Source organism: Salinivibrio sp. HTSP (assembly GCF_003390965.1).
Classification (GTDB): domain Bacteria; phylum Pseudomonadota; class Gammaproteobacteria; order Enterobacterales; family Vibrionaceae; genus Salinivibrio; species Salinivibrio kushneri.
The window spans coordinates 14,642-40,456 of record NZ_PXUD01000013.1 but is presented as its reverse complement, the minus strand read 5'-3'; the positions used below and the strand labels follow the sequence as shown (position 1 = coordinate 40,456).

Below are 25,815 nucleotides of genomic sequence, written 5' to 3'. Positions count from 1 at the left end.
CCGGGTATTTTTTTGCGCTTATAAAGTGACACCGTCACTTGTTCAGGTAAATCCCGTCCGCTTCGATACGAATTTTACGTTGCTTGTAAAGTCCGCCCAACGTCTTTTTAAACGTGGCCTTGCTGGTACGAAAGAGAGAAAAAATAGCGTCCGGCGAGCTCTTATCATTGAGTGGTAGAAAGCCCCCTTTGCTCTCAAGCGTTTTCATCACTTTGTCACTCAGATCATCAACCCGCGCCTTGCCGTGCTTTTGTAGGGCAAGATCGATTTTGCCGTCCTCACGCACGGTTTTTACAAAGGCACTGAGCTTTTTACCGATAAACAGCTTCCCGAACGCTTCAGCGCGATAAATAAGCCCCCAGTACTGATTATTCACCACGCACTTAAAGCCGAGATCAGTGATATCCGTAATGATGACCGACACTTTGTCACCCGCTTTTAAACGCGGCTTTTCGTCGCTGATAAACTTGTTGAATTTGCGGCTAGCGACGATACGGCCCGAGGCTTTATCCGTGTATACGCGAACCACATAAGGCTTACCCTCTTCCATGCGCGTACGTTGCTCGCTAAAGGGCACTAATAAATCTTTGCTTAACCCCCAGTCGACAAACGCCCCGACCGAATTCACGCCAACACAGCGCAACGATGCAAACTCGCCCACTTGCACATACGGTGTTTCAGTGGTGGCAATAATGTCATCTTCGGAGTCAAAATAGATGAACACATTAAGCTCGTCGCCGATATGGGTATCCTCCGGGACGTACCGAGTTGGCAGCAAAATATTGCCGAACTCATCACCATCAAGAAACACGCCGAAGTCTGCCTGCTTCACTACCGTCAATGTGTTGTATTGGCCTAGTTTAATCATTGTCTCAGTGCTGTAAAAAATAATGCCTGTGAGTATACGCAATTTGTCCTTCAGATGTGGAAGAAATGCGTTGCGGGTGAGGAAAAAAACGCCAAACCATGCCAGCGAATATCCCTACATTCTATCTCTTGTTAGCCACCACTAAGCTGTTAGGCTTACACCATAAAACCAAGGGGGAAGATATGGCAGTATTTGATGGTGAACACATTCGGTTTAGCTTTAGCCAGCTAGGCAGTGCTTTTGGCAATGCAGTGAAACCCACTCCCCTCGACAATGGCCGGCTTCTAACATACAACGCCGCACTGGCTGATGAGCTTGGATTAACGACGGCAGACATTCACAGTGAAAGCTTTCGAGCGATTCTGTCTGCGGAGGCGCCGCTTGCGGGCCGCCAACCCTTTGCAATGAAATACACAGGGCACCAATTTGGTCAATATAACCCTGAACTCGGTGATGGCCGTGGGGTGTTATTGGGGGAGTGGCGTGATGATAAAGGCACACTCTGGGATTGGCATTTGAAAGGGGCGGGAAAAACCCCCTATAGCCGCCACGGCGATGGTCGAGCGGTGTTGCGTTCGACACTCCGTGAGTATCTCGCTAGCGCCGCCATGAGGGGGCTCAACATCCCCACCACACAAGCATTAGCCATGGCCACCAGCGATACCCCGGTGATGCGCGAACGTATCGAGACCGCCGCAACGCTGCTTCGCGTTACCGAGAGCCACGTGCGTTTTGGCCACTTTGAGTACTTATTTTACAGCCGACAGCACGATGCGCTGCGCACTCTCTCTGATTATGTCATTGCACGCCACTTCCCTGAGCTTGCCGAGGCCGAGACGCCCTATGCCGCATTGCTACAGGAAATTGTCGAACGCACGGCAGAAATGATTGCCCAGTGGCAGGCAGTCGGCTTTAATCACGGGGTGATGAATACCGACAATATGTCGATTTTAGGCCAGACCTTCGACTATGGCCCCTATGCTTTTTTGGATGATTTCAATCCGAGTAATATTTGCAACCACACTGATTACACTGGGCGATATGCCTTTAATCAGCAACCGGCCATTGCGCTATGGAACCTCTCTGCGCTTGGCTACGCCTTTACGCCGCTGCTTGAAAGTGACGTGATTAACGACATTCTCGGCGGTTACGAGCATCACCTCCAAGTTGCTTATAGTCAGGTAATGCGCAATAAGCTCGGGATCTCCGATGCACAGCAAGGAGACAGTGAGTTGTTCAATGCCCTCTTTTCGTTGCTCGAGTCTCAACGTGTCGATTATACCCTGTTCTTTCATAGGCTCAGCCACATCACACAAGATGCGTTGTTAAGCGCAAAGACACTCAGCCAGTTTAACGACCTCGTATCAGATGCTGACACATTAACGGCTTGGTTAAGCGAGTACCACCAACGGGTAGCGGCGCATGACGACAACACTCGCCTCACTTGCATGCAGGCCACCAACCCTAAATTTGTTTTACGTAATTATTTGGCCCAACAAGCAATCGAGGCGGCAGAACAAGGCGACATGCAGCCAACGCACGATTTAATGCGTGTTCTGGCTGACCCCTTTCGATCACACAGCGACCTCGACCACCTTTCCCAACGCCCCAATGATGATGAGAAAGATTTGACGCTAAGCTGCTCATCCTAAAACATTGTGCGCTTCCGCCATTTATTTGGCCGAGGTGCACGCTGCCCAACCAAGAGGGCATTCTAATAAGAAAAATCCAACAGATGTCACATTGATGCTTTCATGGGCGGCGTTTTTTGCTATCTTACTGGCTTCGCAACAGAATAAGATGTGAGGAAGGCTGTCCTCTATGCCCCTGAAAACCGATGAACTTCGAACACGCGTGGTCGATACCATGCCCACGCCCGCAGAGGTGGAAGCTGCCCACCCCATCAGCGACAGTGTTGCTCACCATATCACCGCCGCTCGACAGGCGATCAGTCGCATTCTAAATGGCGACGATCAGCGGCTTCTCGTGATTGTTGGGCCCTGCTCCGTCCATGATCCCGATGCGGCCCGTGATTATGCGGAAAAACTTAAAACCCTGGCGGACAAATACACCGATCAATTATTGGTGGTGATGCGCACCTATTTTGAGAAACCACGTACTGTGGTTGGTTGGAAAGGTCTCATCAATGACCCGCACCTTGACGGTAGCGGAGACATACGTGCAGGGCTATTCACCGCACGAGAGCTACTGTTAGATATCAACAAAATGGGTCTCCCGACCGCCACTGAATTCCTAGACATGATCACGGGTCAGTACATTGCCGACTTGATCAGCTGGGGCGCGATTGGTGCCCGTACCACGGAGTCACAAATCCATCGCGAGATGGCCTCTGCGCTATCGAGCCCGGTAGGATTTAAAAATGGCACTGACGGTAACATCCGTATTGCGGTCGATGCCATTCGCGCAAGCAGAGAATCACACCTTTTCTGCTCGCCCGATAAAAATGGCAGCATGACCATTTATCGCACCGCAGGCAACCCAGATGGGCATGTCATTTTGCGAGGCGGTCATCAACCGAACTATGGCGCCGACGATGTGAAAGCCGCTGCGCAAACGCTGAGCGATTTCAAATTGCCTCGCAAGCTTGTGATAGACTTCAGCCACGGTAACTGCCAAAAACAACATCGCCGCCAACTGGATGTGTGTGCCGATGTGGCTGAACAGATCCGTCATGGCGAACAAGCGATTGCTGGCATCATGGCTGAGAGCTTCTTACAAGAAGGTAATCAAGCCATGGGTAACGTCCAATCACGTGTTTATGGCCAGTCGATCACTGATCCCTGTCTGGGTTGGGCCGATACCGAGCGCTTGCTTGCACAACTGGCTGATGCTGTCGCGGCGCGCAACAACTCATAATGACTGACGATTTATCGGCGTGACTGACTCATGCCCCAATTAGGAAAAGACTATGCCTTCATTTGATATTGTCTCTGAAATTGACAACGTTGAGCTAAAAAACGCAGTGGATAATGCCAACCGAGAGCTTGCAACTCGCTTCGACTTTCGGGGTGTCGAGGCCAGCTTCGAACTTGATAAAGAAACCGTGAAAGTAACAGCTGAAGCAGATTTTCAGGTTAACCAAATGATGGACATGTTACGCAGTAACCTCGCCAAGCGTGGCGTTGACGCACGCGCAATGGAAACCCAAGACATGGTCCACTCTGGCAAAACCTTTTATCAACAAGTGAAGTTTAAAAACGGTATTGAAACGCCTGTCGCCAAGAAGATCACCAAAGCGATTAAAGATGCCAAGATGAAAGTGCAAACCCAGATTCAAGGCGAGCAAGTACGTGTCACCGGCAAAAAGCGTGATGATCTACAGGCCGTGATTCAATTAATCAAGGAAAGTGACTTTGAGCAGCCTTTCCAATTTGAAAACTTTCGCGACTAGCCCAAAGCCCTTTTATCGATACAATAAAAAAACGGGCCTGTTAGACTTAGGCCCGTTTTATTCGGCAGCGCGTGTCAGTCGCTAAGCGCTTTTTCGTGACAACACTCGCACTGCGTTACTTGTACTTGCTTTTGATGGCCTCAAGCGTGCCATCTGCGGTCGCTTGGTCAATGCCCGCTTGTAGCTTGTCAATATAGCTGTCTGGCGTGTTGTTACTAAAGCTATAGTAGAGCTGAGACTCATCCAAGACATGAACCACTTCAAACTGGCTGGTATCAATATTGTTTTGGCTCATAATAAAGGCACTGACGTTTTCCTCGTAAGCCCACATATCGACACGGCCCGCCGCCAATTGTTTGGCGAGTAAATCCGCTTTTGGCGACAAGCGCAGCGCGTCTTCATCGACCCCCATTGAGCGTAACAAGTGCTCGCCGACGTCATCGCGTACAACGCCTACTTTATAATTGGCAAAGTCACTCGCATTGTCGATAGTGATCCCTTTGCTTTTAGGCGCCCAGACCACAATTTTAGTGTCTGTAATCGGCCCAACCCATTTAAATTTATCTTCCCGTTCATCCGTCCGCGTGGTTGAAAACAGTACCGTATTGGGCTCAGACAGTGCTGTGGCATAACCACGGGCCCATGGCTGAATTTTCACTTGATCTCGGCTTACCGGATCCCCTGCTGCTTCTGTCGCAGCTTCGAGAAAATCAACAGCAATCCCCTTTAATTCACCGCGCTCTTCATAGTTGAACGGCGGATACACCTCAGTGATATAATCAAGATCGCCTAAGTTTGCAGCGACTGTGGTGGTTGAAAAAACCAGCAAGCTGGCGGCAATGAGTGACTTCATTGGACTACCTCTTTTAACCTTCCATTAAATGTGCTCAGCCAACATTATTATTATTAGCTCATACCAATTGGGTAAGCTGAATAGGATAAGGCGTGGCCTTGTCACTATTCGCTCACCACGTCTAGTGTAGTCAGCTTCCATGTCCCGTGCGCAGTTTTGCTAGAGGTTGTGATCTAACTTCCGTTTTTTCTATACACAAGTGTTTGAATAAAAAGACAAAAAAGAGCCATTCAGCGCTGATTACGAATTTAAACGCGCCCTCATATGCCTCTGCCGAATCCGCACAATCAAGTAAAAAAGTTGAATTAGGTCACCATTCATGCCTAAACTTTGTCCCCAATTACAGCGTAGTTATGGGTTATCGCAGACCAACGCCTTTACAGCGTTTCGCAAGGGATCATTTTTGCCACGAAGGCACCAGATAACGCCCAATACTCATCATCGACCTAATTAAAAGACAATATCGAGTCTGATCATTCATGAATAACCAAAAACGTCCTCTCTATATTCCCTATGCGGGACCGGCCTTGCTAGAAACACCATTGTTGAATAAAGGCAGCGCATTCAGCGTCGAAGAGCGTAAGTTTTTCAACCTCGAAGGCTTATTGCCTGACGCCATCGAAACAATCGAAGAACAGACGGAGCGCGCTTATCAGCAATATCAACGTTTCGAGAACGATATCGACAAGCATATTTATCTACGCAACATCCAAGATACCAACGAAACGCTTTTTTACCGGTTGGTTTCCAATCACATCACCGAGATGATGCCTATCATCTATACCCCGACAGTAGGGGCAGCCTGTGAGAACTTCTCCAATATCTATCGTCGAGGCCGCGGGCTTTTCATTTCCTACCCTAACCGTGATCGCATTGATGATGTGCTTAACAACGCATCACGTCACAACGTCAAAGTGATTGTGGTCACCGATGGGGAGCGTATTCTTGGCCTGGGCGATCAAGGCATTGGCGGCATGGGCATCCCGATTGGTAAGTTATCGCTTTACACGGCTTGTGGCGGGATTAGTCCAGCCTACACACTCCCGATCGTGCTGGATGTCGGTACCAACAACCCACAACGTCTTTCCGATCCCATGTACATGGGCTGGCGTCACACCCGTATCAGTGGACAAGAGTACGATGCCTTTATTGAAGAGTTTATCCAAGCGGTGCAGCGTCGCTGGCCAGATGCCTTGATTCAATTTGAGGACTTTGCGCAAAAAAATGCTATGCCGATCCTGGAGCGCTATAAGGATCGCGTCTGCTGCTTTAATGACGATATTCAAGGCACCGCCGCGGTAACGGTTGGCTCCTTGATTGCGGCGTGTAAGGCGGCAGGCACCAAGCTCTCCGAACAACGCATCACATTTTTGGGCGCGGGATCAGCGGGCTGTGGTATTGCCGAAGCGATCATCGCGCAAATGGTCTCTGAAGGGATTTCCGACCAAGAAGCCCGCGCACGTGTCTACATGGTCGATCGCTGGGGACTGTTAATCGATGCCATGCCTAACTTACTCGACTTTCAGCAACGACTGGTGCAAAAGAGCGAGGCGCTCAGCCACTGGCAGTTAGAAGACAGTAACATTTCATTGCTCGATGTCGTGCGTAATGCGAAACCGACCGTGTTGGTCGGTGTCTCTGGCGCACCTGGATTATTTACCGAAGACGTGGTGAAAGAAATGTATGCCAATTGCCCACGTCCTATTGTTTTCCCTCTCTCTAACCCGACCAGCCGTGTAGAGGCGACGCCCTTTGATATTCTGCGCTGGACAGAGGGTCAAGCACTGGTTGCTACGGGGAGTCCGTTCGAGCCTGTCCGTTTAGACAATGGCAAGACCTTTCCTATTGCGCAATGTAATAACAGCTACATTTTCCCAGGCATCGGGCTGGGCGTGTTAGCCGTCGCCGCCTCCCGGGTGACAGATGGCATGCTGATGGCCTCGTCACGTGCTTTAGCTGAGTGCTCGCCGTTAGCCAAGCGTGGCACAGGCGCCCTACTACCGTCGTTAGAAGATATCACTCAGGTATCAAAACGCATCGCGTTTGCGGTAGCAAAAGAAGCGATCACTGAGGGGGTGGCATCAGAACTGTCTGACGAGGCGCTTAAAAAGCGTATTGAAGAGAGCTTTTGGTCACCGCAATATCGTGCTTATAAACGGACCTCTTTTTAACGCGAACCTAACAGAAAAAAGCGTCTATCCAGGCGCTTTTTTTGCTATTATTCCACCTACTTGCCCGCACACGTAACCCCGAGTGCGGCTTAATGCTCGCAAAGGTAATAAAACGCACCATGGCTTTCCAGCGCCTTTTTCGTCAGGCGATTTTCACATTGATTGGGTTTACTGTGGTCACCGCTATCGTGATGGCTGCCAGTGATATCGCGATCACAGTTAACGCCAAAGGCCGGATCTATCAACACGCTGAGACGCTACCCGCTCGGCAAGTCGGCTTGGTTCTGGGAACCAGCAAGTACATTGGTAAAACCCCCAATCCCTATTACACCTACCGGATTGAAGCGGCGGAGTCGTTATACCATGCAGGTAAGATTCAGCACCTTTTGCTCAGCGGCGACAACGCGCACCGCTCGTATAATGAGCCCTGGACGATGAAGCGAGATTTACGTCAAGCAGGGATCCCAGAAGAGACAATTCACCTAGACTATGCTGGCTTTCGAACGCTGGACTCTGTTGTCCGTGCGAAAACCGTTTTCAGTTTGGCGCGCTACACGGTGATCAGCCAACAGTTTCATTGCGAGCGTGCGTTGTTTCTCGCCGATGTAAACAATATTGATGCTATTTGTTACGCCGTACCGAGTCCGCAAGGCTGGGCAGGGGTCAAAATTCGCGCTAGGGAAGTATTAGCGAGAACCAAAGCGGTACTTGATAGCTTTATTCTCAACGTCAAACCTAAGTTTACCGGCCCCAAAGAGCCAATCAATGGCGTCTCAACGTCGAAGGACTAACCCCAGTATCGACCAGTGCCGATCCAATCACAATTTTCACATTACTTTAATCATTTGTTTAAAAACCTGCCTGCAATCGATTAACACACTGACTATTTAGGCGTATATTAGCCGTCGCTTGACGGCCAACTGCCACCCAAATGGCAGCAACCCTGTCCCTATCAAGCACCTAAAAACTCAAAGTAAAACATTATAAAAACACTCAATAACGTTTAAGAAAAGGACGCCCTATGGATGTGCAAACCCTTTCCTCCCGTGCGCCGGGGCTGGATAGAAAAGCGTGGATCTTGTTTGCTGACATTGCCCTGTTTTTCATCTTGTATAATACTCTGCCGTTTGAAACAGATGTCACAATCGGCCTGAGTCTACTGATATTCATTGCCGTGCTATGGCTGACTGAAGCGATTCATGTCAGCATCACCGCGATCCTGGTGCCCATTATGGCCGTCGCGCTTGGCGTGTTTGAAACACCCGCGGCGATGTCAAATTTCGCTAATCCCATCATTTTTCTCTTTCTCGGTGGCTTTGCCTTGGCAGCCGCGCTGCAGGCCCAAGGCCTCGATCAAGCCATCGCCAATAAAGTGCTCACGATTGCGCAGGGCAAAATGTCAGTAGCCGTGATGATGCTGTTTGGGGTCACCGCCGCCCTTTCCATGTGGATCAGTAACACCGCGACCACCGCCATGATGTTGCCATTGGTGTTAGGCATTTTACACAAGGTGAACAATCAAAAAGATCATGGCACTTATGTGTTTGTGCTCTTGGGTATTGCCTATTGCGCGAGCATCGGCGGCATAGCAACCATTGTCGGTAGTCCCCCTAATGCGATTGCAGCGGCTGAAGCCGGGCTTAGCTTCGCAGATTGGATGAAACTAGGCCTGCCTGTCACTCTGATATTGCTCCCCGTCGCGGTTATCGTCTTGTATGCACTGACCAAGCCAGACCTTAACCACCGTTTTGAAGCGGATCAGCGTGACTTCACCTGGAGCACACCTCGCGTGATCACGCTTGTGATTTTCGCACTGACCGTCAGCGCTTGGATTTTCAGTAAACCATTGAATGCCATGCTCGGTGGCCTGAGCAAATTTGACACCATTGTGGCGTTATCTGCGATTGTCTTGCTGGGGGCGACGCGGGTTGTAAAATGGAAAGAAGTCGAAAAAACCGCTGACTGGGGCGTGCTGTTACTCTTCGGCGGCGGAATTTGCTTGAGCAATGTGCTCAAAGCAACCGGTACGAGTTTGTTTCTCGCCAACCACCTGAGCAATGCACTGACAGGATCTGGGCTATTTTTCACCATGCTAGGCGTGGTGGCATTCGTGATCTTCTTGACTGAGTTTGCGAGCAATACCGCCAGCGCCGCATTATTGGTACCGGTTTTTGCCACCATCGCCGAAGCATTGGGCGTGTCGCCAGTCGCACTTTCTGCGCTGATCGCGATTGCCGCGTCGTGTGCCTTTATGCTGCCCGTTGCTACGCCACCAAACGCCATTGTGTTTGGCTCAGGGCATATAGAGCAACGTGATATGATGCGTGTTGGCTTATATCTCAACATTGTTTGTATTGCGGTCTTGGCGATTTTCACTCGCCTATTCTGGTAATCACTCTCCCACTACCTGGTGTTTGCGCCAGGTAGTGTTTTTCACGCCTTATCGACCATCAAAATTGTTTCATCCGAGTTTCAGGTTTACACTAGCGCCACGCTAAACAACCCGTAACTAACTATGGCATTTGCAGAAATTACAGGCTGGGGGAAGTGTCTTCCGCCCGCGGTGTTGAGCAATGACGATCTCAGCACAATTTTAGAGACTAATGATGAATGGATTCGCTCACGCACAGGCATTGAAGCACGCCGAGTGAGTCATGTCGAAACCTCTGAGCTCGCCACTGTTGCCGCCCAACGCGCGTTAGCGGCAGCAGGGATTGAAGCAAGCCAGCTCGATCTGTTGATTGTAGCGACCTGCTCACCAGATACCCTGATCCCTAATATTGCCTCCAAAGTGCAAGGCAACTTGGGGGCACTTCGTGCCGCGGCATTTGATATGAATGCCGCTTGTACCGGTTTTTTATACGGGTTAGAGACCGCAACCAAGATGCTCCAAGCTGGCCATTATCAGCATGCACTCATTATCGGCGCAGAGCATTTAACCTGGTATTTGGATTGGAGCAAACGCGATACCGCCGTGCTATTTGGTGATGGTGCCGGCGCCGTCGTGGTAAGCAAAAGCGAGCAGGAAGTGGGGTTACTTGACGCGCAACTTGGTTGTGATCCAGCAGGCCGTGATGTACTCGCGATCCCTGCCTTTGGGACGGCAATGGATCGCTTCGACCCGGCTAATGGCTATTTTGCGTTTGATTTTATCGGCCGTGATATTTTTAAACGTGCGGTCAAAGGCATGGGATCAGCGGCAAATCAGGTATTAACACGGAATCAGCTCAATGCTGACGGTATTGATCTGGTCGTGCCGCATCAAGCCAACAAACGGATTATCGAAACCTTATGTGAGCACGCTGGCATCGAGTTAGACAAGGCGTTTATCAATATCCAGCGCTATGGTAATACCTCAGCAGCCACCATCCCTATCGCCTTGTGCGAAGCGGTTGAGCAAGGGGCCGTTAAGCCACATAGCCAGCTGCTCACCGCGGCATTTGGCGCTGGCCTGACATGGGGCGCAGGATTAATCCGTTGGGGCGAGCGTACAACACCGATCGCCGAGTCTGATGCGGCGTTACCGCCAACCGATAAAACGGCACTTGAGTTACTCGACAACGCCATCCGCCATTGTCAGCATAAAAAACCAGAATAAAATCGCTCACACAAAGCCGACGTTCGTCGGCTTTGTTATTGGCATCAGGTTAAATGTAAGAAGGCAGCGCCACGCACCCCTCCCGCATCACCGTGCTGCGCTTTCACAATATCAGGGGCGTTAGCCGCAGACAGAAGGTATGCCGGTAAGCGTTCAGGCATCGCTTGATACAGCTCATCAAAGTTAGAGAGACCGCCACCAAGCACAACCATGTCTGGATCAAACGCGGTTAACAAGCCTCCCAGTGCCATGGCTAATACATCAAAAAAGCAGTCAACAAATGCCACCGCATCCGGCTCACCTTGGCGATACTGTTCGATGATTTCGATCGCTGACAACGGCTGATAAAAGTGAGCATAAAGCTGTTCAAACCCACGCCCAGATAAATAATTGTCCAGGCAGCCTTTATTGCCACAGCCACAATCAAACATCGGCGGGTTATCACCCAACCGTAACCAGGCATCAATCGGCATACGCATGTGCCCGACTTCGCCTGCCATTTGGTTTTTACCATTAATGACCTTGCCATTGATCACTAATCCACCACCGAAGCCGGTGCCCAAAATTAACCCTAGAACGGTTTTCGCCGATTGCGCTTGCACATCCCATGCTTCCGACAACGCAAAACAATTGGCGTCATTGCTAATCCGCACTTCTCGCCCCACACGTGCTTGTAAATCATCTCGCAAAGACTGTCCATTTGCCGCGGGAACATTGACCGTCAGCACCGTGCCATCTTCTGCTTGAGAGCCAGGGATCCCAATACCAATGGTTCCTTTTTGCCCTAGCTCCGCATCATACTTTTCCACCAACCGCACTAATGTGTCGATTAAGGCAGGGTAATCTTGCGTTGGGGTTGGGTGACGCTCGGTCGCGACACGATTGAGTTGTTTATCGAAGGCACCAAATTCAATTTTCGTGCCACCCACATCAAAGCCGTAATACATGGCTGAGCTACCTTAAATTGTCGTTATTTAACCAGATTATTCAGCAAAACAAGGCAAAAGTCCGTGATTCGCCCCAAGTTTCGTTGTTTTCCAACCAGACTTTTCACTCAGGTGTCGACATTTTTCGCCAGCGTTTGGTCATCAAGCAAGCGCGTCAGCGCATTGTCGTCTGCAAGGTGTTGTTGTCGTTTGCCTGCTAAGTATCGCTCACGAAAGACATCGAACCATTGGTTTAAGTACTCTGCCGCCTTGCGCTCTTGATTCACGGCAAGCACTTCTGCAGCCACTTCTGCTGTTGCCAGTTGATTTTCACCGTGAGCATCGCGCACGCGATAACGAGATAATGCCTGAGGCTCAATACTTAAAACCGGAAAGTGATCAAGCCAAGGGCTTTTGCGAAAGATTTTTTTCGCCTCCCGCCAGGTACCGTCAATGATGATAAATAGCGGCCGCTTCGCGTTGTCATGGAGACGTGCCGGTGAGGTCATGCGCGTCGGGGTCGTGTACTGAGCAGGAAAGACCACATACGGTTGAAAAGCTGAGCGGGATAACAACGCCAGCATGTCAGGATCAGGGTGCGTGCGAGACCAGATAAAGGCGTAGGTATCCGCCACGCAGTCAGCAATCAAACGTCCTGTGTTACTCGGTTTTAGTACCTCGTCGTCGTACATCAGTAACATGAACGCAGCATGGGTCTGGCGGGCGGCACGGTAATCACACATACAGAAATGACGAACTAACATACATGCTGAACAGCGGTCTACACCAGCGCCACGTGCGCGATAGGGACGCGTTGCACGTGCCAAACGGGCGGAGTAAAGCTGATGAATAGCGTGACGCGGAGCGGATGGGGACATGGTAAAATCTAAGGTTGTCAATGGGCCGTCTAGTATACCGACCTGAGCTTGGCTGTCAGTCTCGATCGCTCACAATTGTACACGGGTATACAGGCATTAGACGGTTACCGTCAGGGGGTCACTAACGTAACTCGACCATGGCACCATCAAACAGGTTTTTTACCAGGGCAATGTACTCTTCGAGAAAGCCAACCTGCTCGGCGGTGACTGGTTGCTCCCAGCGACCCGCCAGCACTTCTTCCATATCTTCCACTACACGATCTGCCTCTCGCAATATGGTGAAGCGCAATGCAGACGAAAGCCCAGGATTTTGCTCGCAAATGGTCATAATGTTAGAGGCGACTAGATCGTGCACAATATCCGCAACGGTATCATCGCCAATGGCTTCACCCGGTTTTTCAAACACAGAGAGATTAAACGCAAAATGTTCGATCAGTGCTTGATACCCGTCTGAATCTACTACCATGATTACTTGTCCTTAGACTGTTCAACTATCTTTATTGTATCGTGCCCGTCGGCTATTTGCGCCTCTTGAAGGCGAAATTAGAAAGCGAGTCACGCTTCGCAGTGCTTAGCGTACTGTATACTATAAACTAACCATCGTACTATGACACGATGGCTGCTCTCACCGCCCCTCCCTTTCATTCTGGCTCGAGCAAGGAGAGAGCAGAGCGGCAAGGCCAAATCATACAAACGACTGACGCCAGTCTCTTTGCAGTATAGTCTGGCTTCACCGTGATGAAAGCAAACAACACAACGCGCAATTTAACACGGATCACGCCCAAATCAATCGTTGACAAGGATGTAGGAATCGTCATGAAGGTAAATCGCCCTCGCCCATTTGGTAAGAGTATCGTCAGTAAGATTGGGTTGATTATGACGTTCATCACCTTGATGGTGTTGGGCCTGTCAGTCTCGAGCTACATCATGCAAGATCGGGTTAACCGCGATGTCGGCCGCGCCACTCATCAAGAAATCCCGAGCGCGATCATCACCATGCGCATGCAACGGGCCGCCAGTGATATGAATGCCAGCATGCTCAAATATGTCATGGGCCGTCATGAATCGCTCGCCGTTTTTTTAGAAAGTCAGCAAGATTTTGAGCAATTACTGGCGCGCCTTCGTGAAGTAAAACCCGACGCAGAGCAGCGGCTTTCCTTGATCAGCCAGCTTTATGAGCGCTTCCAGCGTATCGCTCATCAAAAAGTCTTAACAGAGTTTGATCCCGTCGCTGAGCAATGGGCGCGTAAACAGGTGATGCGGCTATCCATTGATGTGGTTCGCCCTATCGATAACTTGATTGCCGAATTAAAAGCCTCACAAGCGTTGACACAGCCTGATAACCTTGCCGTGTTGCAATACCTTGATGAACTGGTGGATGAAAATGGCGATATGCTGACTGAGCTTAATCAGTATTTAGATGGGCGAAAAAGTAGCCGACAGCGCTTTATGGAGGATATGGCAACCTTTGAGCGCTATCTTTCCTTGACGCAGTTCGAGATCAATCACCCTGCCTCACTCAACAAACTGTCGAGCATCCGCCACCATTTCACCAGTTTAAAGCGCAGTGGTATCGCTATTTTTAACAACTATCAACCCAGTGCCAAAGTCGCCGCCATGACCGCAGTGCGAACCTTGAGTGACCAAGAATACCAGGCGCTTGAGGATGCGCTCTCTACGTTCGCACAAGAGACAGGAAAAGTGGTAACCCGGTCTATGGTTGATTTACGTGCAATACTCCATTCCAATCAACTCAACCTCGGTTATTTACTGGTTTTTATCTTATTCGTCAGTGGCGCAATGTACTTTTATATTTATCGTACATTCACTTTGCCGATCGCACAGCTCGCCGACTCCATGCAGCGACTTGTGGCTGGCGACATGACGCCCCCGGCCCGCAATTTTCAAGATCGGACGGATGAAGTCGGCAAAATCGCTAATGGGTTAGTCATATTTCGCGCGCATATTATTTCTCGTAACCAAGCACGCGAACAGTTAATGGCCGAAAAAGAGCGCGCCGAAAGCGCATCACGTGCGAAAGCGCAATTTCTTGCGACCATGAGTCACGAAATCCGCACGCCAATGAATGGCGTGATTGGGATGCTCGATATGCTTCGTCGCTCGTCTTTAACGCCATCTCAATATAGCCTGACGAGTACGGTGCGTGAGTCCGCCCTTTCTTTGCTCTCCATCATTAACGACATCCTCGACTTTTCTCGCACCGAGGCCGGAAAGCTGCAATTTGAACGCGTCACCTTTTCTTTGTCCGACACCGTAGAGCAAGTGATGGACACCCTCAGCCATCAAGCCAACAAGCGAAAGGTGACACTGTCACTATTTATTAATCCTGACCTCCCCGAACAACTGGTGGGCGATCCCAACCGATTAAAACAGATACTGTATAATCTTGTTGGCAATGCGATTAAGTTCTCCGGCGGCCAGCATCGTCAACCCGGTTTTGTCGCTGTCAATATTGACGCGATGGATAACCAAGACGCGCAAAAAGCCCAGCTGGTGTTTACCATCACCGATAACGGCATCGGCATTGCGCCTGATAAAGTCGACACTATCTTTCAGCCATTCAGTCAGGCGGAGTCGTCGACCACCCGTGAGTTTGGTGGCTCTGGGCTTGGCTTAGCCATTTGTAAGAATATTATCGATCTCCTCGGCGGTGATATTGACATTGAGAGTGAGCAGGGAGTCGGCACACGGTTTACCGTGCGTATCGATTATACGGTGAACCCATTAGCAGAACCTGACGATTTACCGATTACTCGCGAGCAGGCGCAACAATTATCGATTGAAGTGGATATTCATCAAGACGCACTCAATCACGCAGTGTGCCGCTATCTGGCGCACTTGGATATCGCTTATCATCATGGGTCAGCACCGTCTAACACAGGAAAGCAACCGACGAAGCACCGATTATTGATAACCACCCACACCGAGCCAAGCACATTAATTGCTGAACGCGCTGTCGATCATGTGATTGCCCTCAAACATACCTTATCGCTGGCAACCCACCCTGATAAACGCATTGTCGAGCTGTTTGCCTCACCATTAACCTATCGTCGTCTGGTCCACGGTCTACGCGTCTGCCTCGGTCTTGAGAGCCCTGATATCAGTATGTTGGTGGAATCTGACGCAATGCTACCTCTTCCCGACGAGGCAGACGCCAAAACATGCGAGCCGGAACGCACTCGTGGATGTATTTTAGTGGCAGAAGACAACCCCACTAACCAACAGGTGCTGACTCAGCAACTCCATTACCTCGGCTATGAGGTGGTGATGACGGATGATGGTAACCAGGCACTCGCGGCATATCAGAACCATCAGGTAGATCTTGTCCTCACCGACTGCCATATGCCCAACAAAGATGGCTATACGTTAACCGCTGCGCTGCGTGAAATGCAGCGAACATCTCGCTGGGTGCCTATTATCGCCATTACCGCCAATGCGCTCAGTGGTGAACAAGCGCGGTGTTTTGAGGCAGGCATGGACGATTACATTACCAAGCCCATTGAGCTGGATCCGCTTGACGAACGCTTAACCTATTGGGTTAACCGTCCTCACATCACGACAAAGTCGACGCCACCCCCTGTGACAGCCAGTGCCGAAGAGCCACATGTACTTGATCCAACGGTGGTTGAACGCTTATATGGCGGGCAGCAACAGGCCTATCAAGATATTGTCGATGTTTTCCTTAAACGTAGCGTCCCCAGCCTACGCGCCCTCGCGCAATCGCAACCGCCTTTTGAACATTGGCAAGCATTAAAAGAGGCCGCACACAAACAAAAATCTGCCGCAGGCAGTATTGGTGCGACAGCCCTTCATCAAGCCTGCCTTGAGGCCGAGCAAGCCGCTAACAATCAGCAAACAGAAGCACTTGTTCAGGCATTAGCCCGTATCGACACAGCACTGGACCACTTGCTGGAGGTATTACCGCGTGACCCTCAATGACCCAATATAGGCAGTCACAGACAGATGAATGTGATCCCTTATCCGGATATCCGGAAAATCGGTGTACAAATCGCGCAATCCAGTGCCACACTGACAGTAAGTTTTATCAACCATGACGGTAGTGAATAATGAGAAAAACCAAAGTAGTCACCTCCGAGGACATTCTGCTCAAACTATGTCAGTCCGCCACGGCAGTACTCACCAAAGCGACTGACTCTCCCGTGCACCATGCTGCGATGGTACAAAAGATTGCCAAAACCAGCCTCAAGCCTGACCTCGGCTGTTTTGTACTATTTGATGGCGGCTTCTCTGGCCTTGTTGTGATCAACTTCTCCTCCGCCGCAGCGTTAGAGATTTACAGCAATTACATGCAACATATGGGGATCCCCGAAGAAGAGTTAGCCAGCTTACACACCGCGGATGAAGTGGGCGATGTGCTCGGTGAACTCATGAACCAGATTATTGGCGATTTCACCGGTAAGATTAAGCGCTCAATCCAAACCTCGATCACCCAAAACCAACCGAAGATGATGGCGGTTAACAAAAATATTACCGTGTCAGTCGATAGCAATATCGACAAGCCACAGGCGCGCCGCGTGAGCTTTACCACTGAGCACAACAATATCTTCTATCTTGAGCTTGCCATGGAACGTACCGAATTTATTCAGCTTCAGGACTTTGAAGAAGGGGAAGAGGTTGATCCTGATTCCATTCTGGAAGCAGAAACGGTTCGCCAATTGGAAGAAAAGTCTAACGACAAAAACGATAAAAAAGACAGCGGCAGTAACGACTTACTTGACGAGCTAGGGATTTAGCGCCTCTCTCCTTTTACTGTCGCTAAGACATAAACACAAGTTGCTATCGATTTGTAAAGCTTCGCTGCAAAGGCCCGTGTAACTTGTGTTTTCTTTTCTCTTTGCTTACTTTTTTCTTGCTAATTATTAAGATAATTCAACGAGCGAAGCACTTCACAGTTATAAATGTCCAATGTAATTTGTTTCATTTAGGTTACAGCTTTGATCACATTTGCTAGATCGTGTGGTCGTCATTCTACCCACCTCTCACCGTCATAACGCCTTATCACTGCCCACTTTTTTTTAGTAGGTGAATAATGCCGCATCATTTAGACTGCGCGGCATAATCAAAAGGCTGGCAACGATCAGCCAAATACCCTACTGGGCACCCTGCCCACCCACTATCATTCGTGAAAAAGGTCGATTCATGAGTCCAGAAAGCTACCTACTCGATTGGCAAACCAGTCAAACTCACTCTGAAACCATGTATCCGCTGCTTAGCCAGCTTTATCGCCAAAAAGGCGTCGAAATCCAACTGTTCGGTCGTCAACTGATCAATGCGAGCACCATTGATATCATTAAGGCACACCGCGTGGCGCGTCGCTATACGGGGGGCACCTTATCGCCCAGCCAGACGTTGCCATTAATCGAAGTGATGGCTGAATTGGATCTTGCTCCCAGTAAAATCGATATCGGTCAGCTCGCCTGGACATACTGGCAACAGCATGACAGTGAAAATGGCATTCCTGATTTTCTTCATAGCCAGCTTGGGCATTTGCTAGGGACAGGCAACGGCGTTGATCCGAAAGACGTGGTACTGTATGGCTTTGGTCGTATCGGTCGCTTACTCGCACGATTACTGATTGAAAAAAGCGGTCCTGGCTACCCCTTACGCTTACGCGCTATCGTGGTGCGTGGCGGAAAAGAAGGCGACCTGGAAAAGCGCGCCAGCCTGCTGCGTCGCGACTCTGTTCACGGCCCGTTCAATGGCAGCATTACTGTTGATGAGTCGCGTAACGCGTTGATCGCCAATGGTAATTTCATCCAAGTCATTTATGCCAATAACCCAACGGACGTCGATTACACCCAATTCGGTATTCATGACGCATTGGTAGTCGATAACACAGGTATGTGGCGAGATGAAGAAGGCCTGAGTCAACACCTTGACAGCAAAGGCGCTAAGAAAGTCCTTCTCACCGCGCCGGGCAAAGGCGATCTTAAAAACGTGGTATTCGGTGTCAATCATGACGTGATTAACGACGATGATCGAATTATCTCTGCCGCCAGCTGCACCACCAACGCCATTACCCCGGTGCTCAAAGCCATGCACGATAAATTTGGTATTGATGGCGGACACATTGAGACAGTTCACTCGTTTACCAATGATCAAAACCTGATTGATAACTATCACAAAGGCGATCGCCGTGGCCGCTCTGCGTCTTTGAATATGGTACTCACGTCTACCGGTGCCGCGAGTGCTGTTGCCAAAGCACTGCCTGAGCTTAAAGGTAAATTAACCGGTAACTCAGTGCGTGTGCCCACGCCCAATGTCTCTATGGCTATTGCTAACCTGAATTTAGATAACCCCACTCACAAGGATGAAATCAACGCCTATTTACAAGACGTCGCTTTGTACTCGCCGCTATCGGGGCAAATTGATTTTACTCAGTCGACCGAATTAGTATCGAGTGATTTGGTGGGATCACGCTTTGCCGGTGTGGTGGATAGCCAAGCAACCATCGCCGAGGGCAACCGTTGCGTGCTGTACATTTGGTACGACAACGAGTTCGGCTATAGCTGTCAGGTAGTACACTGCATGGAGCAAATGATGGGAGTACGCTACCCCATGGTTCCAGAGCCGGAAGCACTTTCTTAAAACGTCCAAAACGAAAAGGCCCAAATGGGCCTTTTTTATTACGTGTTAACGACTCAATATAAGATTAGGATTGCTCGGCCGCCGTCAACGGTGAGGGTTGGCTGACGGGCTTAAGCACCGCATAAACCAAACCAGTTACCAAGGTACCTGCGGCAATAGCAGCCAGGTACATAAACACAGGGCTGATGGCATTGGGGATTAACAGCACGAAGAGGCCACCGTGTGGTGCCATCAATTTTGCCCCAATCAACATAGAGATTGCGCCTGTCAGCGCACCACCTGCGATGCAAGATGGGATCACTCGCATTGGGTCTTTAGCCGCAAAGGGGATCGCCCCTTCCGAGATAAAACATAGCCCGAGCACAAACGATGCTTTACCTGCCTCTTGCTCAGCATCATTAAATTTACGCTTGGCTAAGAAGGTTGATAGTCCCATCCCTAGCGCTGGCACCATACCGGCCGCCATGATCGCTGCCATCGGCATATAGGTACCACTCTCAATCAAGCCGACGCCGAAGGTATACGCCGCTTTGTTGACCGGACCGCCAAGGTCGAAACACATCATCGCACCCAATACCACGCCTAGGATCACTGCGTTCGTTGAGTTCATCCCCTGCAAGAAGCTGGTCAGGCTTTCCATGGCGACAGAGACAGGCCCGCCTACGACATAGATCATCACCAAACCGGTAAACAAACTGGCTAATAAAGGGATCACGAGAATGGGTTTAAGGGCTTCCATTGAGGCCGGCAAACTGACTTTGTCTGCCACAAACTTAGCACTGTAGCCGGCGATAAATCCCGCCAGTATGCCCCCTAAAAACCCAGCGCCGGTGGACGCGGCGAGCATGCCACCAATCAAGCCTGGTGCCAGACCCGGGCGATCCGCAATTGAGAAGGCAATAAACCCGGCCAGTACCGGTACCATCAGCGCGAACGCACTACCACCACCAATTTCCATCAGTGCGGCTGCAAGTGTTCCCTCCTCTTTAAAAGCTTCAATCCCGAAGACAAATGAGAGCGCAATAGCTAAGCCACCGGCCACAACCAGTGGTAACATATGTGATACGCCTGTCATCAAGTGCTTATAGACACCGGTACGTTCGCCTTGGTTAGCACTGGCGTTCGATGAACTCGCTTGCGTTGTTTGGTAGACCTCAGCGTTAGCAAGCGCATCATCGAGCGTCTGCGATGCTTTTTTCAGCGCCATGCCCGTACTGGTTTTATATAAACGTTTACCCGCAAACCGACTCAAATCAACCTCAATATCTGCGGCGATAAACACGAGATCCGCGGCTTCAATTTCCTGATCCGTTAATGCATTTTTCGCACCCACCGACCCACGTGTCTCAATTTTGACCTGATAACCTTTCGCTTTAGCCGCTTCTTCAATCGCTTCCGCTGCCATAAAGGTATGTGCAACACCGGTAGGACACGCGGTAATACCCACAATGCTGACGGTACCGCTTTCGCTTGGCGTCTGCGCGTGATACGGCTGTGCATGATCCGCGGCGGCCTCCAATACCGCTTGGGGATCGGCCATTACCTCATTTAAGCTTGCTTGATAGACAGGCTTGCCGTTAAAGCGAGCCGACTCTTTTGGCTCACCGACCAAGAGAACACGGTCAGCGTTTTCAATATCAGCAGTCGATACCGCCTGTGTTGGTTGCACACTAGACTGACACTCGATCTGTGCCGTCCATCCTTTTACCTCGGCAGCCTTTTCTAACAAGCCCGCCGCGATAACGGTATTGGCGACGCCACTTGGGCACGCCGTCACAATCACCAGATTCATACCTTTTACCCCACTCATGGATTGGTTTTATTCCGCGTGCACTGACAGCTCAGCAGGCGACACGCTGATTTTTTCGATTAATTGGTTCACGTCTTCATCATTGCGCACACCGACCCCCACTTGGGTAACCGCGAGCGCAGAGATAGCGACCGCGCGACACAGCGCCGCTTCTTTGCTTAGGCCGGTCTGGCATCCTGATACCAGCCCTGCCACTAAAGAATCCCCGGCCCCAACGGTACTCACCACCGATTGCGCCGGTGCCACAGCCTTAAGCCAGCCTTCCTTATCGCGCCAGAGCACCCCGTCTACGCCGCGAGAAATAACCACATTCGCGATCCCTTGGTTAAACAATTGCTCACCGCGCGCCAGCAACACGGCTTGCTCATTACTGATGGGCGCGTTGAGGCATTGCGCCAGTTCTGCTTCATTAGGCTTTACCAACCAAGGTGTTGCCTCAACGGCGGCGCGTAAGGCGTGCTGGCTGGTATCGACAACCACTTTTTTCCCTGCTTCGCGCAAGGTGGTGATCCAAGTGGTCAACTGCTCGGTCGAGACACCAGGTGGCAAACTGCCCGCTAGCACGATCCACTCATGGTGCTCAGCCAGACTGAGCAAGCGTGCCGTCAATGCCTCAATATCGGCCTGTTCAACCGCCATACCAGGAAAATTCAAATCAGTGACACGTCCCGCTTTTTCAACCAGCTTGACGTTGGTGCGGCTAACGCCCGGCACACGCAAAAAGTGATCGGCAATGCCGTGCTCGCTAAAAAGGTGGGCAAACGGGTCTTGGTTATCTGCACCAAGAAAGCCTGACGCCGCGACCGTCGCGCCCAAATCCGTTAAGACACGTGCGACATTGACGCCTTTTCCCGCCGGGTGCAGTGTATAGTTTTGCACCAAATTGACATCACCAGGCTGCAACGCACTGACTGAGCCTGTCATGTCGAGTGCGGGATTGAAGGTTACGGTCAGAATGGCACTCATGCGTTCTCTCCCAACCCATCTTTAATGGCATCACCCAGTGCCGCAATCGCTTGTTCGGCGTCGCTTCCTTGGGCGGAAAACTGTAACTGGTGCCCATGTTTCACCCCAAGCGCGATCACTTTCATCAAGCTTTTTGCGTTAACCGGCGCCGACTGGGTGGACGCGTTGGCAACCTGTATATCAGCACTGAATTTTTTCGCTGTATTGACCAACATCGCCCCAGGACGAGCGTGCAAACCATGCGCATTCGTCACCGTATACAGGCCTGTTGACCCCTCTGCGGTGGGCGCTTCAGACGGCGCCTCTGTATGAGGTTGTTCGGGGGCGGGTTCAGCAGACAACGCATCAACCAGCGCTTGTGGCGAGTAACGGCCGGATGCCGCCAGTTGTTTATCAAGCTTCCATTGCATCAAGGTATTGAGCACAGGAAGATGCGCACGGTTGTTGGCTGCGACACACCAAAGCGCACTGACCGACTGGGATTGGTGAGACAGTGACGTCGCGGGCATGACCACCGACATCCCGGTCTGCAGTACACCGTCTCCCACACCGAGCAACCAATTCCCTTCACCAAGGTGCACCGACTGGCCCGCGACAGCGTGGCTGACGCCATCGCTATTTAAACAATGATGGTTTTTGAGCAATCCCGCGCCCACGGCTTGCAAGGTAGTGATATCTGACGCTGGAAAGCCGGTTAACACCATGTCGCTGCTAAACTTGAAGGCCTGAGTATCCGCCGTTTGCCCATTGAGTAAGGTAACCAGTTGCTCTGATCCCGATATCGTTTTTAATTGTTGCTCGATGCCGTCTTGTGACAGCACACGCGTCAACTGACGTAAGATACTCAAGTGTTCGTCTGATTTGGCAGCGATACCAATGGCCACGTAAGTGAGGTTTCCCTCTCCCCAGTCAACCCCCTCGGGAAAATGAAACACTTGTACCCCTGTTTGTTTAACTTGATCGCGGGTATCCGTTGTGCCATGCGGGATGGCAATACCGTTGCCCAGATAGGTACTGGTTTGCGCTTCACGCGCCAGCATTCCGTCTTGATAGCCCGCTTCTACTAGCCCTTTTTGGGTGAGTGCTGCGGCCATGGCTTTGATAGCCTCGTGCTTAGACGCCGCGTGTTGCTGCATATGAATATCGTGTACGTTAAGTGCCAACATGAGGTCATTCCTCTTTTTTCAGTGCCGCGGCACGGGTTGATGTTGTCGTCGGCCACATCAGTATCACTAAGACATGGCGGACATATTGGTTGGTCGCAAGTCACCGTTGATTGGCAGTGTTCGTGTTTGACTTGCCACATTCGCTTTACCTAAAAACTGAAACGATTCAGCTTTTAGGTAAAGCGATAGAAACTGCTCCCGGCGTTTGGTCAATTTCTTCCACTTATATGCGCCGGAAGCAATGAGCCGCATCGTCGTTCCAGCGTCTTGAGATCAGCCGCCAATAATTGACACAAGCTGAAACCTTTCAGCTTTAAGGCTGAATCGTTTTAGCTTATAATGCAAATAAATTATGGATCTGAAGTGCGTAAACTTTGATCGCATTCACAAAGCCATCAATAACGATCGGCCTACTTAAGGATCGCTTTATGAAGCTTGATGAAATTGCCCGTCTTGCCGGTGTATCACGCACAACGGCCAGTTATGTGATTAATGGCAAAGCCGACCGTTATCGGATCAGTGAAAAAACGCGAGCACGCGTGATGGCGGTGGTCGAACAACACAATTATCAGCCGAACCGCGCCGCCACCGCCTTGCGTGCAGGCACCACACAAACGCTGGGGTTGGTCGTGCCTGACTTAGCGAACACCAGTTACGCCACGTTGGCAAAACTCTTTGAACGAAAAGCCCACGATCAAGGCTATCAGGTTATTATTACGGGCTCTGATGACGACCCAGAGCGAGAAAAAATAGTGGCTGAAACTCTCGTCTCCAGGAAAATTGATGCGTTAATCGTGGCCTCTTGTTTGCCTGCAGATAATACCTTCTACCCCAAATTACAACAGCAAGGCACTCCCATCGTTGCCATTGACCGTGGGCTGGATGCCAACCAATTCGCGAATGTGCTGAGTGATGATGAAAAAGGCGCTTACCAGCTCACCGAGATGTTAATTGCCCCAACGGATGTCTATCAAGCAGGACTGATTGGTGCCGTCCCCTCGCTGGCCATCTCACAAGACAGGGAGAACGGCTTTCGTGGTGCGTTAGCGGCACAAGGCGTAGATGGACAAGTACGTTACGGTCAAGCTTTCAGCCGTACAGAGGGGCAAAGGCTGATGACAGAGTGGATTGAAGCCGGTGACTTACCTGATGCCTTACTCACCACCTCCTTCACGCTGTGTGAAGGGGTGCTGGACGCCATCCGGCAAACAGGGATCGCCCCCACTGCACTGTATTTTGCCACTTTTGGAGATAGCCGCATCCTCGATTTTCTTCCTTTTGGGGTGCAATCTCTCCCTCAACAATTTGAAGCGATTAGCGACGCGGCACTCAGTCTCGCGGTGTCGGCCGCGCAAGGAGACAACCATCCTGGGATTATCACGGTTGAACGCCAACCCATTTGGCGCCCCCATCAAACGCAAGCTTGGGTCGGACTGGGTTAATAGCCTGTCGCTTCCATAAAGCCACGGCCTGTGGCACTGCCATGCACTTCCACAGGCCCTTCCCAATAGGGAAAACTCAAATCCATCCAGCTTTGTGGATTAAGCGGCTGCGTAGTCAGGCTAATGCCCTCACTGGGTACTTTGATCTGCCAACGAACCGGCAAGTTAGCGCCCTCCGCCATCTTGGCATGACGGATTGGTAGCATACGAATATCATCCTGACTCAGCGTCACGACTTGGCCATCAGGATACAGTAAGGATCCAAACATAAACGGCTCCTTGCCGCGTATTTGGGTAACCATTAACGCACGGCCATCATCTAAGTTAAGCCCGAACCAATCCCATCCCGTTTGTTCGGCGGCCATCGCGCCGCTCGACCACTCCTTATCAAACCAGCCTTTGCCTGTCACAGGGATGGTTTCACCATCAATGGTTAGCGCACCCTTGATGGTTAGCTGTGGCAAAGAAAAATAATACGAAGCCGACGGTTGACTGGCATGACGGACACTGTATCCCTCTTCACCATGCTTGACCTGGTGTCCATTCTCTCGCACCTCCAACGTAAAGCCGACTGGCTTACCTTGCGCAGGCCACATCGCACGCACATGGGCGGGAAAAGGTTGTTGACCGCCCTGCCATTGCCAGTCGTCTAACCAAGCCTGAAAAGGTGACAGCGTCACTCCTGCTTGATCAATCCCGCCACGGGCAAAGCGCTCCGACTCCCATTGTTTATCATCGCTCGTGATCGCGACATGCGCCATATACAGCTGCTGACTCGCCCACCCTTCTTTGCGATCCGGAGCTAACGCGCGGCGAAACAATGTCCATTGCACGCCATACGCTTGTCCATTAGCGTCGGTTAAGGTCGCGTTCAAATACCACCATTCAGTAGCAAAATCTGAGTGTGCCGCCATGTCTTGGGGATAGGTAGGCGTGTGGTCTGGGATTACAGAGGCAAAGCCACTTTGCGAATCAAAAACGGCAAAATTTCCACGGGTATCAGGAGACGATGACGGCGGCTGACCCCACCATACCAGTGCGCCGAGCGCGATGATCACGCCGCCTCCTAACAATGAACGTATCATTTTCCGCTTC

Annotated in this window: 20 protein-coding genes; 11 read left to right on the top strand and 9 right to left on the bottom strand. The window is 50.8% G+C overall.

Annotated features, from left to right (window positions below):
• Positions 1-34: 34 nt before the first annotated feature.
• Positions 35-868 (bottom strand): S1-like domain-containing RNA-binding protein, encoded by an 834-nt coding sequence (locus C7A19_RS02860; RefSeq protein ID WP_077486276.1) that lies wholly within the window; start codon positions 866-868, stop codon positions 35-37.
• Between the two features lie 182 nt (positions 869-1,050).
• Between C7A19_RS02860 and C7A19_RS02855 the strand changes: the two genes are divergently transcribed.
• From C7A19_RS02855 to C7A19_RS02845, 3 genes are all read left to right on the top strand, one after another.
• On the top strand, positions 1,051-2,520 hold the full coding sequence (locus C7A19_RS02855) for a protein adenylyltransferase SelO (protein ID WP_116644199.1): 1,470 nt from the start codon (positions 1,051-1,053) through the stop codon (positions 2,518-2,520).
• A gap of 169 nt (positions 2,521-2,689) precedes the next feature.
• Positions 2,690-3,745, top strand: a complete 1,056-nt coding sequence (locus C7A19_RS02850; protein WP_069362432.1) for a 3-deoxy-7-phosphoheptulonate synthase — start codon at positions 2,690-2,692, stop codon at positions 3,743-3,745.
• A 52-nt stretch (positions 3,746-3,797) separates the two neighbouring features.
• Entirely contained in the window at positions 3,798-4,280 is a 483-nt protein-coding gene (locus C7A19_RS02845) for a YajQ family cyclic di-GMP-binding protein (RefSeq protein ID WP_069362433.1), read from the top strand.
• A 115-nt stretch (positions 4,281-4,395) separates the two neighbouring features.
• Here C7A19_RS02845 and C7A19_RS02840 read toward each other — a convergent pair whose 3' ends face one another.
• A complete protein-coding gene (locus tag C7A19_RS02840; RefSeq protein WP_116644110.1) occupies positions 4,396-5,133 on the bottom strand; it encodes a transporter substrate-binding domain-containing protein in 738 nt (245 codons plus the stop codon).
• 479 nt (positions 5,134-5,612) lie between these two features.
• Between C7A19_RS02840 and C7A19_RS02835 the strand changes: the two genes are divergently transcribed.
• From C7A19_RS02835 to C7A19_RS02820, 4 genes are all read left to right on the top strand, one after another.
• The gene (locus C7A19_RS02835) at positions 5,613-7,304 is read left to right on the top strand and encodes an NAD-dependent malic enzyme (RefSeq protein ID WP_069362435.1); all 1,692 of its coding nucleotides are present in this window, start codon (positions 5,613-5,615) and stop codon (positions 7,302-7,304) included.
• A 119-nt stretch (positions 7,305-7,423) separates the two neighbouring features.
• Positions 7,424-8,095, top strand: coding sequence for an ElyC/SanA/YdcF family protein (locus C7A19_RS02830; protein ID WP_116644109.1), 672 nt, complete (start codon positions 7,424-7,426; stop codon positions 8,093-8,095).
• A gap of 230 nt (positions 8,096-8,325) precedes the next feature.
• Complete coding sequence (locus C7A19_RS02825; protein ID WP_116644108.1) at positions 8,326-9,696, top strand: DASS family sodium-coupled anion symporter; 1,371 nt, start codon at positions 8,326-8,328, stop codon at positions 9,694-9,696.
• A 123-nt stretch (positions 9,697-9,819) separates the two neighbouring features.
• Complete coding sequence (locus C7A19_RS02820) at positions 9,820-10,902, top strand: ketoacyl-ACP synthase III (protein WP_116644107.1); 1,083 nt, start codon at positions 9,820-9,822, stop codon at positions 10,900-10,902.
• A 44-nt stretch (positions 10,903-10,946) separates the two neighbouring features.
• Here C7A19_RS02820 and nagK read toward each other — a convergent pair whose 3' ends face one another.
• The 3 genes from nagK to C7A19_RS02805 all read right to left on the bottom strand — a co-directional run bounded on the left by nagK (position 10,947) and on the right by C7A19_RS02805 (position 13,172).
• On the bottom strand, positions 10,947-11,849 hold the full coding sequence (nagK, locus tag C7A19_RS02815; RefSeq protein WP_116644106.1) for an N-acetylglucosamine kinase: 903 nt from the start codon (positions 11,847-11,849) through the stop codon (positions 10,947-10,949).
• A 107-nt stretch (positions 11,850-11,956) separates the two neighbouring features.
• Complete coding sequence (locus C7A19_RS02810) at positions 11,957-12,706, bottom strand: tRNA-uridine aminocarboxypropyltransferase (RefSeq protein WP_116644105.1); 750 nt, start codon at positions 12,704-12,706, stop codon at positions 11,957-11,959.
• A gap of 121 nt (positions 12,707-12,827) precedes the next feature.
• Positions 12,828-13,172: a DUF3802 family protein gene (locus tag C7A19_RS02805; RefSeq protein WP_116644104.1), complete on the bottom strand. Its 345-nt coding sequence runs from the start codon at positions 13,170-13,172 to the stop codon at positions 12,828-12,830.
• A 350-nt stretch (positions 13,173-13,522) separates the two neighbouring features.
• On the opposite strand from C7A19_RS02805, the gene C7A19_RS02800 reads away from it, so the two are divergent.
• The 3 genes from C7A19_RS02800 to C7A19_RS02790 all read left to right on the top strand — a co-directional run bounded on the left by C7A19_RS02800 (position 13,523) and on the right by C7A19_RS02790 (position 19,336).
• A complete protein-coding gene (locus tag C7A19_RS02800) occupies positions 13,523-16,666 on the top strand; it encodes an ATP-binding protein (protein ID WP_162300236.1) in 3,144 nt (1,047 codons plus the stop codon).
• A 128-nt stretch (positions 16,667-16,794) separates the two neighbouring features.
• Positions 16,795-17,481: a DUF3334 family protein gene (locus tag C7A19_RS02795; RefSeq protein ID WP_077772333.1), complete on the top strand. Its 687-nt coding sequence runs from the start codon at positions 16,795-16,797 to the stop codon at positions 17,479-17,481.
• Between the two features lie 406 nt (positions 17,482-17,887).
• Positions 17,888-19,336 (top strand): glyceraldehyde-3-phosphate dehydrogenase, encoded by a 1,449-nt coding sequence (locus tag C7A19_RS02790; RefSeq protein ID WP_077600000.1) that lies wholly within the window; start codon positions 17,888-17,890, stop codon positions 19,334-19,336.
• 64 nt (positions 19,337-19,400) lie between these two features.
• Here the strand turns inward: C7A19_RS02790 and fruA are convergent, their stop codons facing one another.
• The 3 genes from fruA to fruB are packed head-to-tail and all read right to left on the bottom strand — an operon-like array spanning position 19,401 to position 23,278.
• A complete protein-coding gene (fruA, locus tag C7A19_RS02785; RefSeq protein WP_116644102.1) occupies positions 19,401-21,128 on the bottom strand; it encodes a PTS fructose transporter subunit IIBC in 1,728 nt (575 codons plus the stop codon).
• Positions 21,129-21,155: 27 nt separating this feature from the next.
• Positions 21,156-22,112: a 1-phosphofructokinase gene (pfkB, locus tag C7A19_RS02780; RefSeq protein ID WP_116644101.1), complete on the bottom strand. Its 957-nt coding sequence runs from the start codon at positions 22,110-22,112 to the stop codon at positions 21,156-21,158.
• Positions 22,109-23,278, bottom strand: a complete 1,170-nt coding sequence (gene fruB / locus C7A19_RS02775; protein ID WP_116644100.1) for a fused PTS fructose transporter subunit IIA/HPr protein — start codon at positions 23,276-23,278, stop codon at positions 22,109-22,111. Before fruB ends, pfkB begins: the two co-directional genes overlap by 4 nt.
• 428 nt (positions 23,279-23,706) lie before the next feature.
• Here fruB and cra point away from each other — a divergent pair, with 428 nt between their 5' ends.
• The gene (gene cra, locus C7A19_RS02765) at positions 23,707-24,720 is read left to right on the top strand and encodes a catabolite repressor/activator (RefSeq protein ID WP_077486807.1); all 1,014 of its coding nucleotides are present in this window, start codon (positions 23,707-23,709) and stop codon (positions 24,718-24,720) included.
• Here the strand turns inward: cra and C7A19_RS02760 are convergent.
• Entirely contained in the window at positions 24,717-25,805 is a 1,089-nt protein-coding gene (locus C7A19_RS02760) for a lipocalin-like domain-containing protein (RefSeq protein ID WP_116644099.1), read from the bottom strand. The genes cra and C7A19_RS02760 overlap by 4 nt on opposite strands.
• Between the last annotated feature and the right edge of the window lie 10 nt (positions 25,806-25,815).

What these genes read in the sequence shown, in the direction of transcription:
- C7A19_RS02845 (WP_069362433.1), top strand. Translation starts at nt 3,798, where the DNA reads ATGCCTTCATTTGATATTGTCTCTGAAATTGACAACGTTGAGCTAAAA.
- C7A19_RS02835 (WP_069362435.1), top strand. Translation starts at nt 5,613, where the DNA reads ATGAATAACCAAAAACGTCCTCTCTATATTCCCTATGCGGGACCGGCC.
- fruA (WP_116644102.1), bottom strand. Translation starts at nt 21,128, where the DNA reads ATGAATCTGGTGATTGTGACGGCGTGCCCAAGTGGCGTCGCCAATACC.
- nagK (WP_116644106.1), bottom strand. Translation starts at nt 11,849, where the DNA reads ATGTATTACGGCTTTGATGTGGGTGGCACGAAAATTGAATTTGGTGCC.
- C7A19_RS02855 (WP_116644199.1), top strand. Translation starts at nt 1,051, where the DNA reads ATGGCAGTATTTGATGGTGAACACATTCGGTTTAGCTTTAGCCAGCTA.
- C7A19_RS02825 (WP_116644108.1), top strand. Translation starts at nt 8,326, where the DNA reads ATGGATGTGCAAACCCTTTCCTCCCGTGCGCCGGGGCTGGATAGAAAA.
- C7A19_RS02810 (WP_116644105.1), bottom strand. Translation starts at nt 12,706, where the DNA reads ATGTCCCCATCCGCTCCGCGTCACGCTATTCATCAGCTTTACTCCGCC.
- C7A19_RS02840 (WP_116644110.1), bottom strand. Translation starts at nt 5,133, where the DNA reads ATGAAGTCACTCATTGCCGCCAGCTTGCTGGTTTTTTCAACCACCACA.
- C7A19_RS02830 (WP_116644109.1), top strand. Translation starts at nt 7,424, where the DNA reads ATGGCTTTCCAGCGCCTTTTTCGTCAGGCGATTTTCACATTGATTGGG.
- C7A19_RS02820 (WP_116644107.1), top strand. Translation starts at nt 9,820, where the DNA reads ATGGCATTTGCAGAAATTACAGGCTGGGGGAAGTGTCTTCCGCCCGCG.
- pfkB (WP_116644101.1), bottom strand. Translation starts at nt 22,112, where the DNA reads ATGAGTGCCATTCTGACCGTAACCTTCAATCCCGCACTCGACATGACA.
- C7A19_RS02805 (WP_116644104.1), bottom strand. Translation starts at nt 13,172, where the DNA reads ATGGTAGTAGATTCAGACGGGTATCAAGCACTGATCGAACATTTTGCG.
- C7A19_RS02790 (WP_077600000.1), top strand. Translation starts at nt 17,888, where the DNA reads ATGAGTCCAGAAAGCTACCTACTCGATTGGCAAACCAGTCAAACTCAC.
- C7A19_RS02760 (WP_116644099.1), bottom strand. Translation starts at nt 25,805, where the DNA reads ATGATACGTTCATTGTTAGGAGGCGGCGTGATCATCGCGCTCGGCGCA.
- cra (WP_077486807.1), top strand. Translation starts at nt 23,707, where the DNA reads ATGAAGCTTGATGAAATTGCCCGTCTTGCCGGTGTATCACGCACAACG.
- C7A19_RS02800 (WP_162300236.1), top strand. Translation starts at nt 13,523, where the DNA reads ATGAAGGTAAATCGCCCTCGCCCATTTGGTAAGAGTATCGTCAGTAAG.
- C7A19_RS02850 (WP_069362432.1), top strand. Translation starts at nt 2,690, where the DNA reads ATGCCCCTGAAAACCGATGAACTTCGAACACGCGTGGTCGATACCATG.
- fruB (WP_116644100.1), bottom strand. Translation starts at nt 23,278, where the DNA reads ATGTTGGCACTTAACGTACACGATATTCATATGCAGCAACACGCGGCG.
- C7A19_RS02795 (WP_077772333.1), top strand. Translation starts at nt 16,795, where the DNA reads ATGAGAAAAACCAAAGTAGTCACCTCCGAGGACATTCTGCTCAAACTA.
- C7A19_RS02860 (WP_077486276.1), bottom strand. Translation starts at nt 868, where the DNA reads ATGATTAAACTAGGCCAATACAACACATTGACGGTAGTGAAGCAGGCA.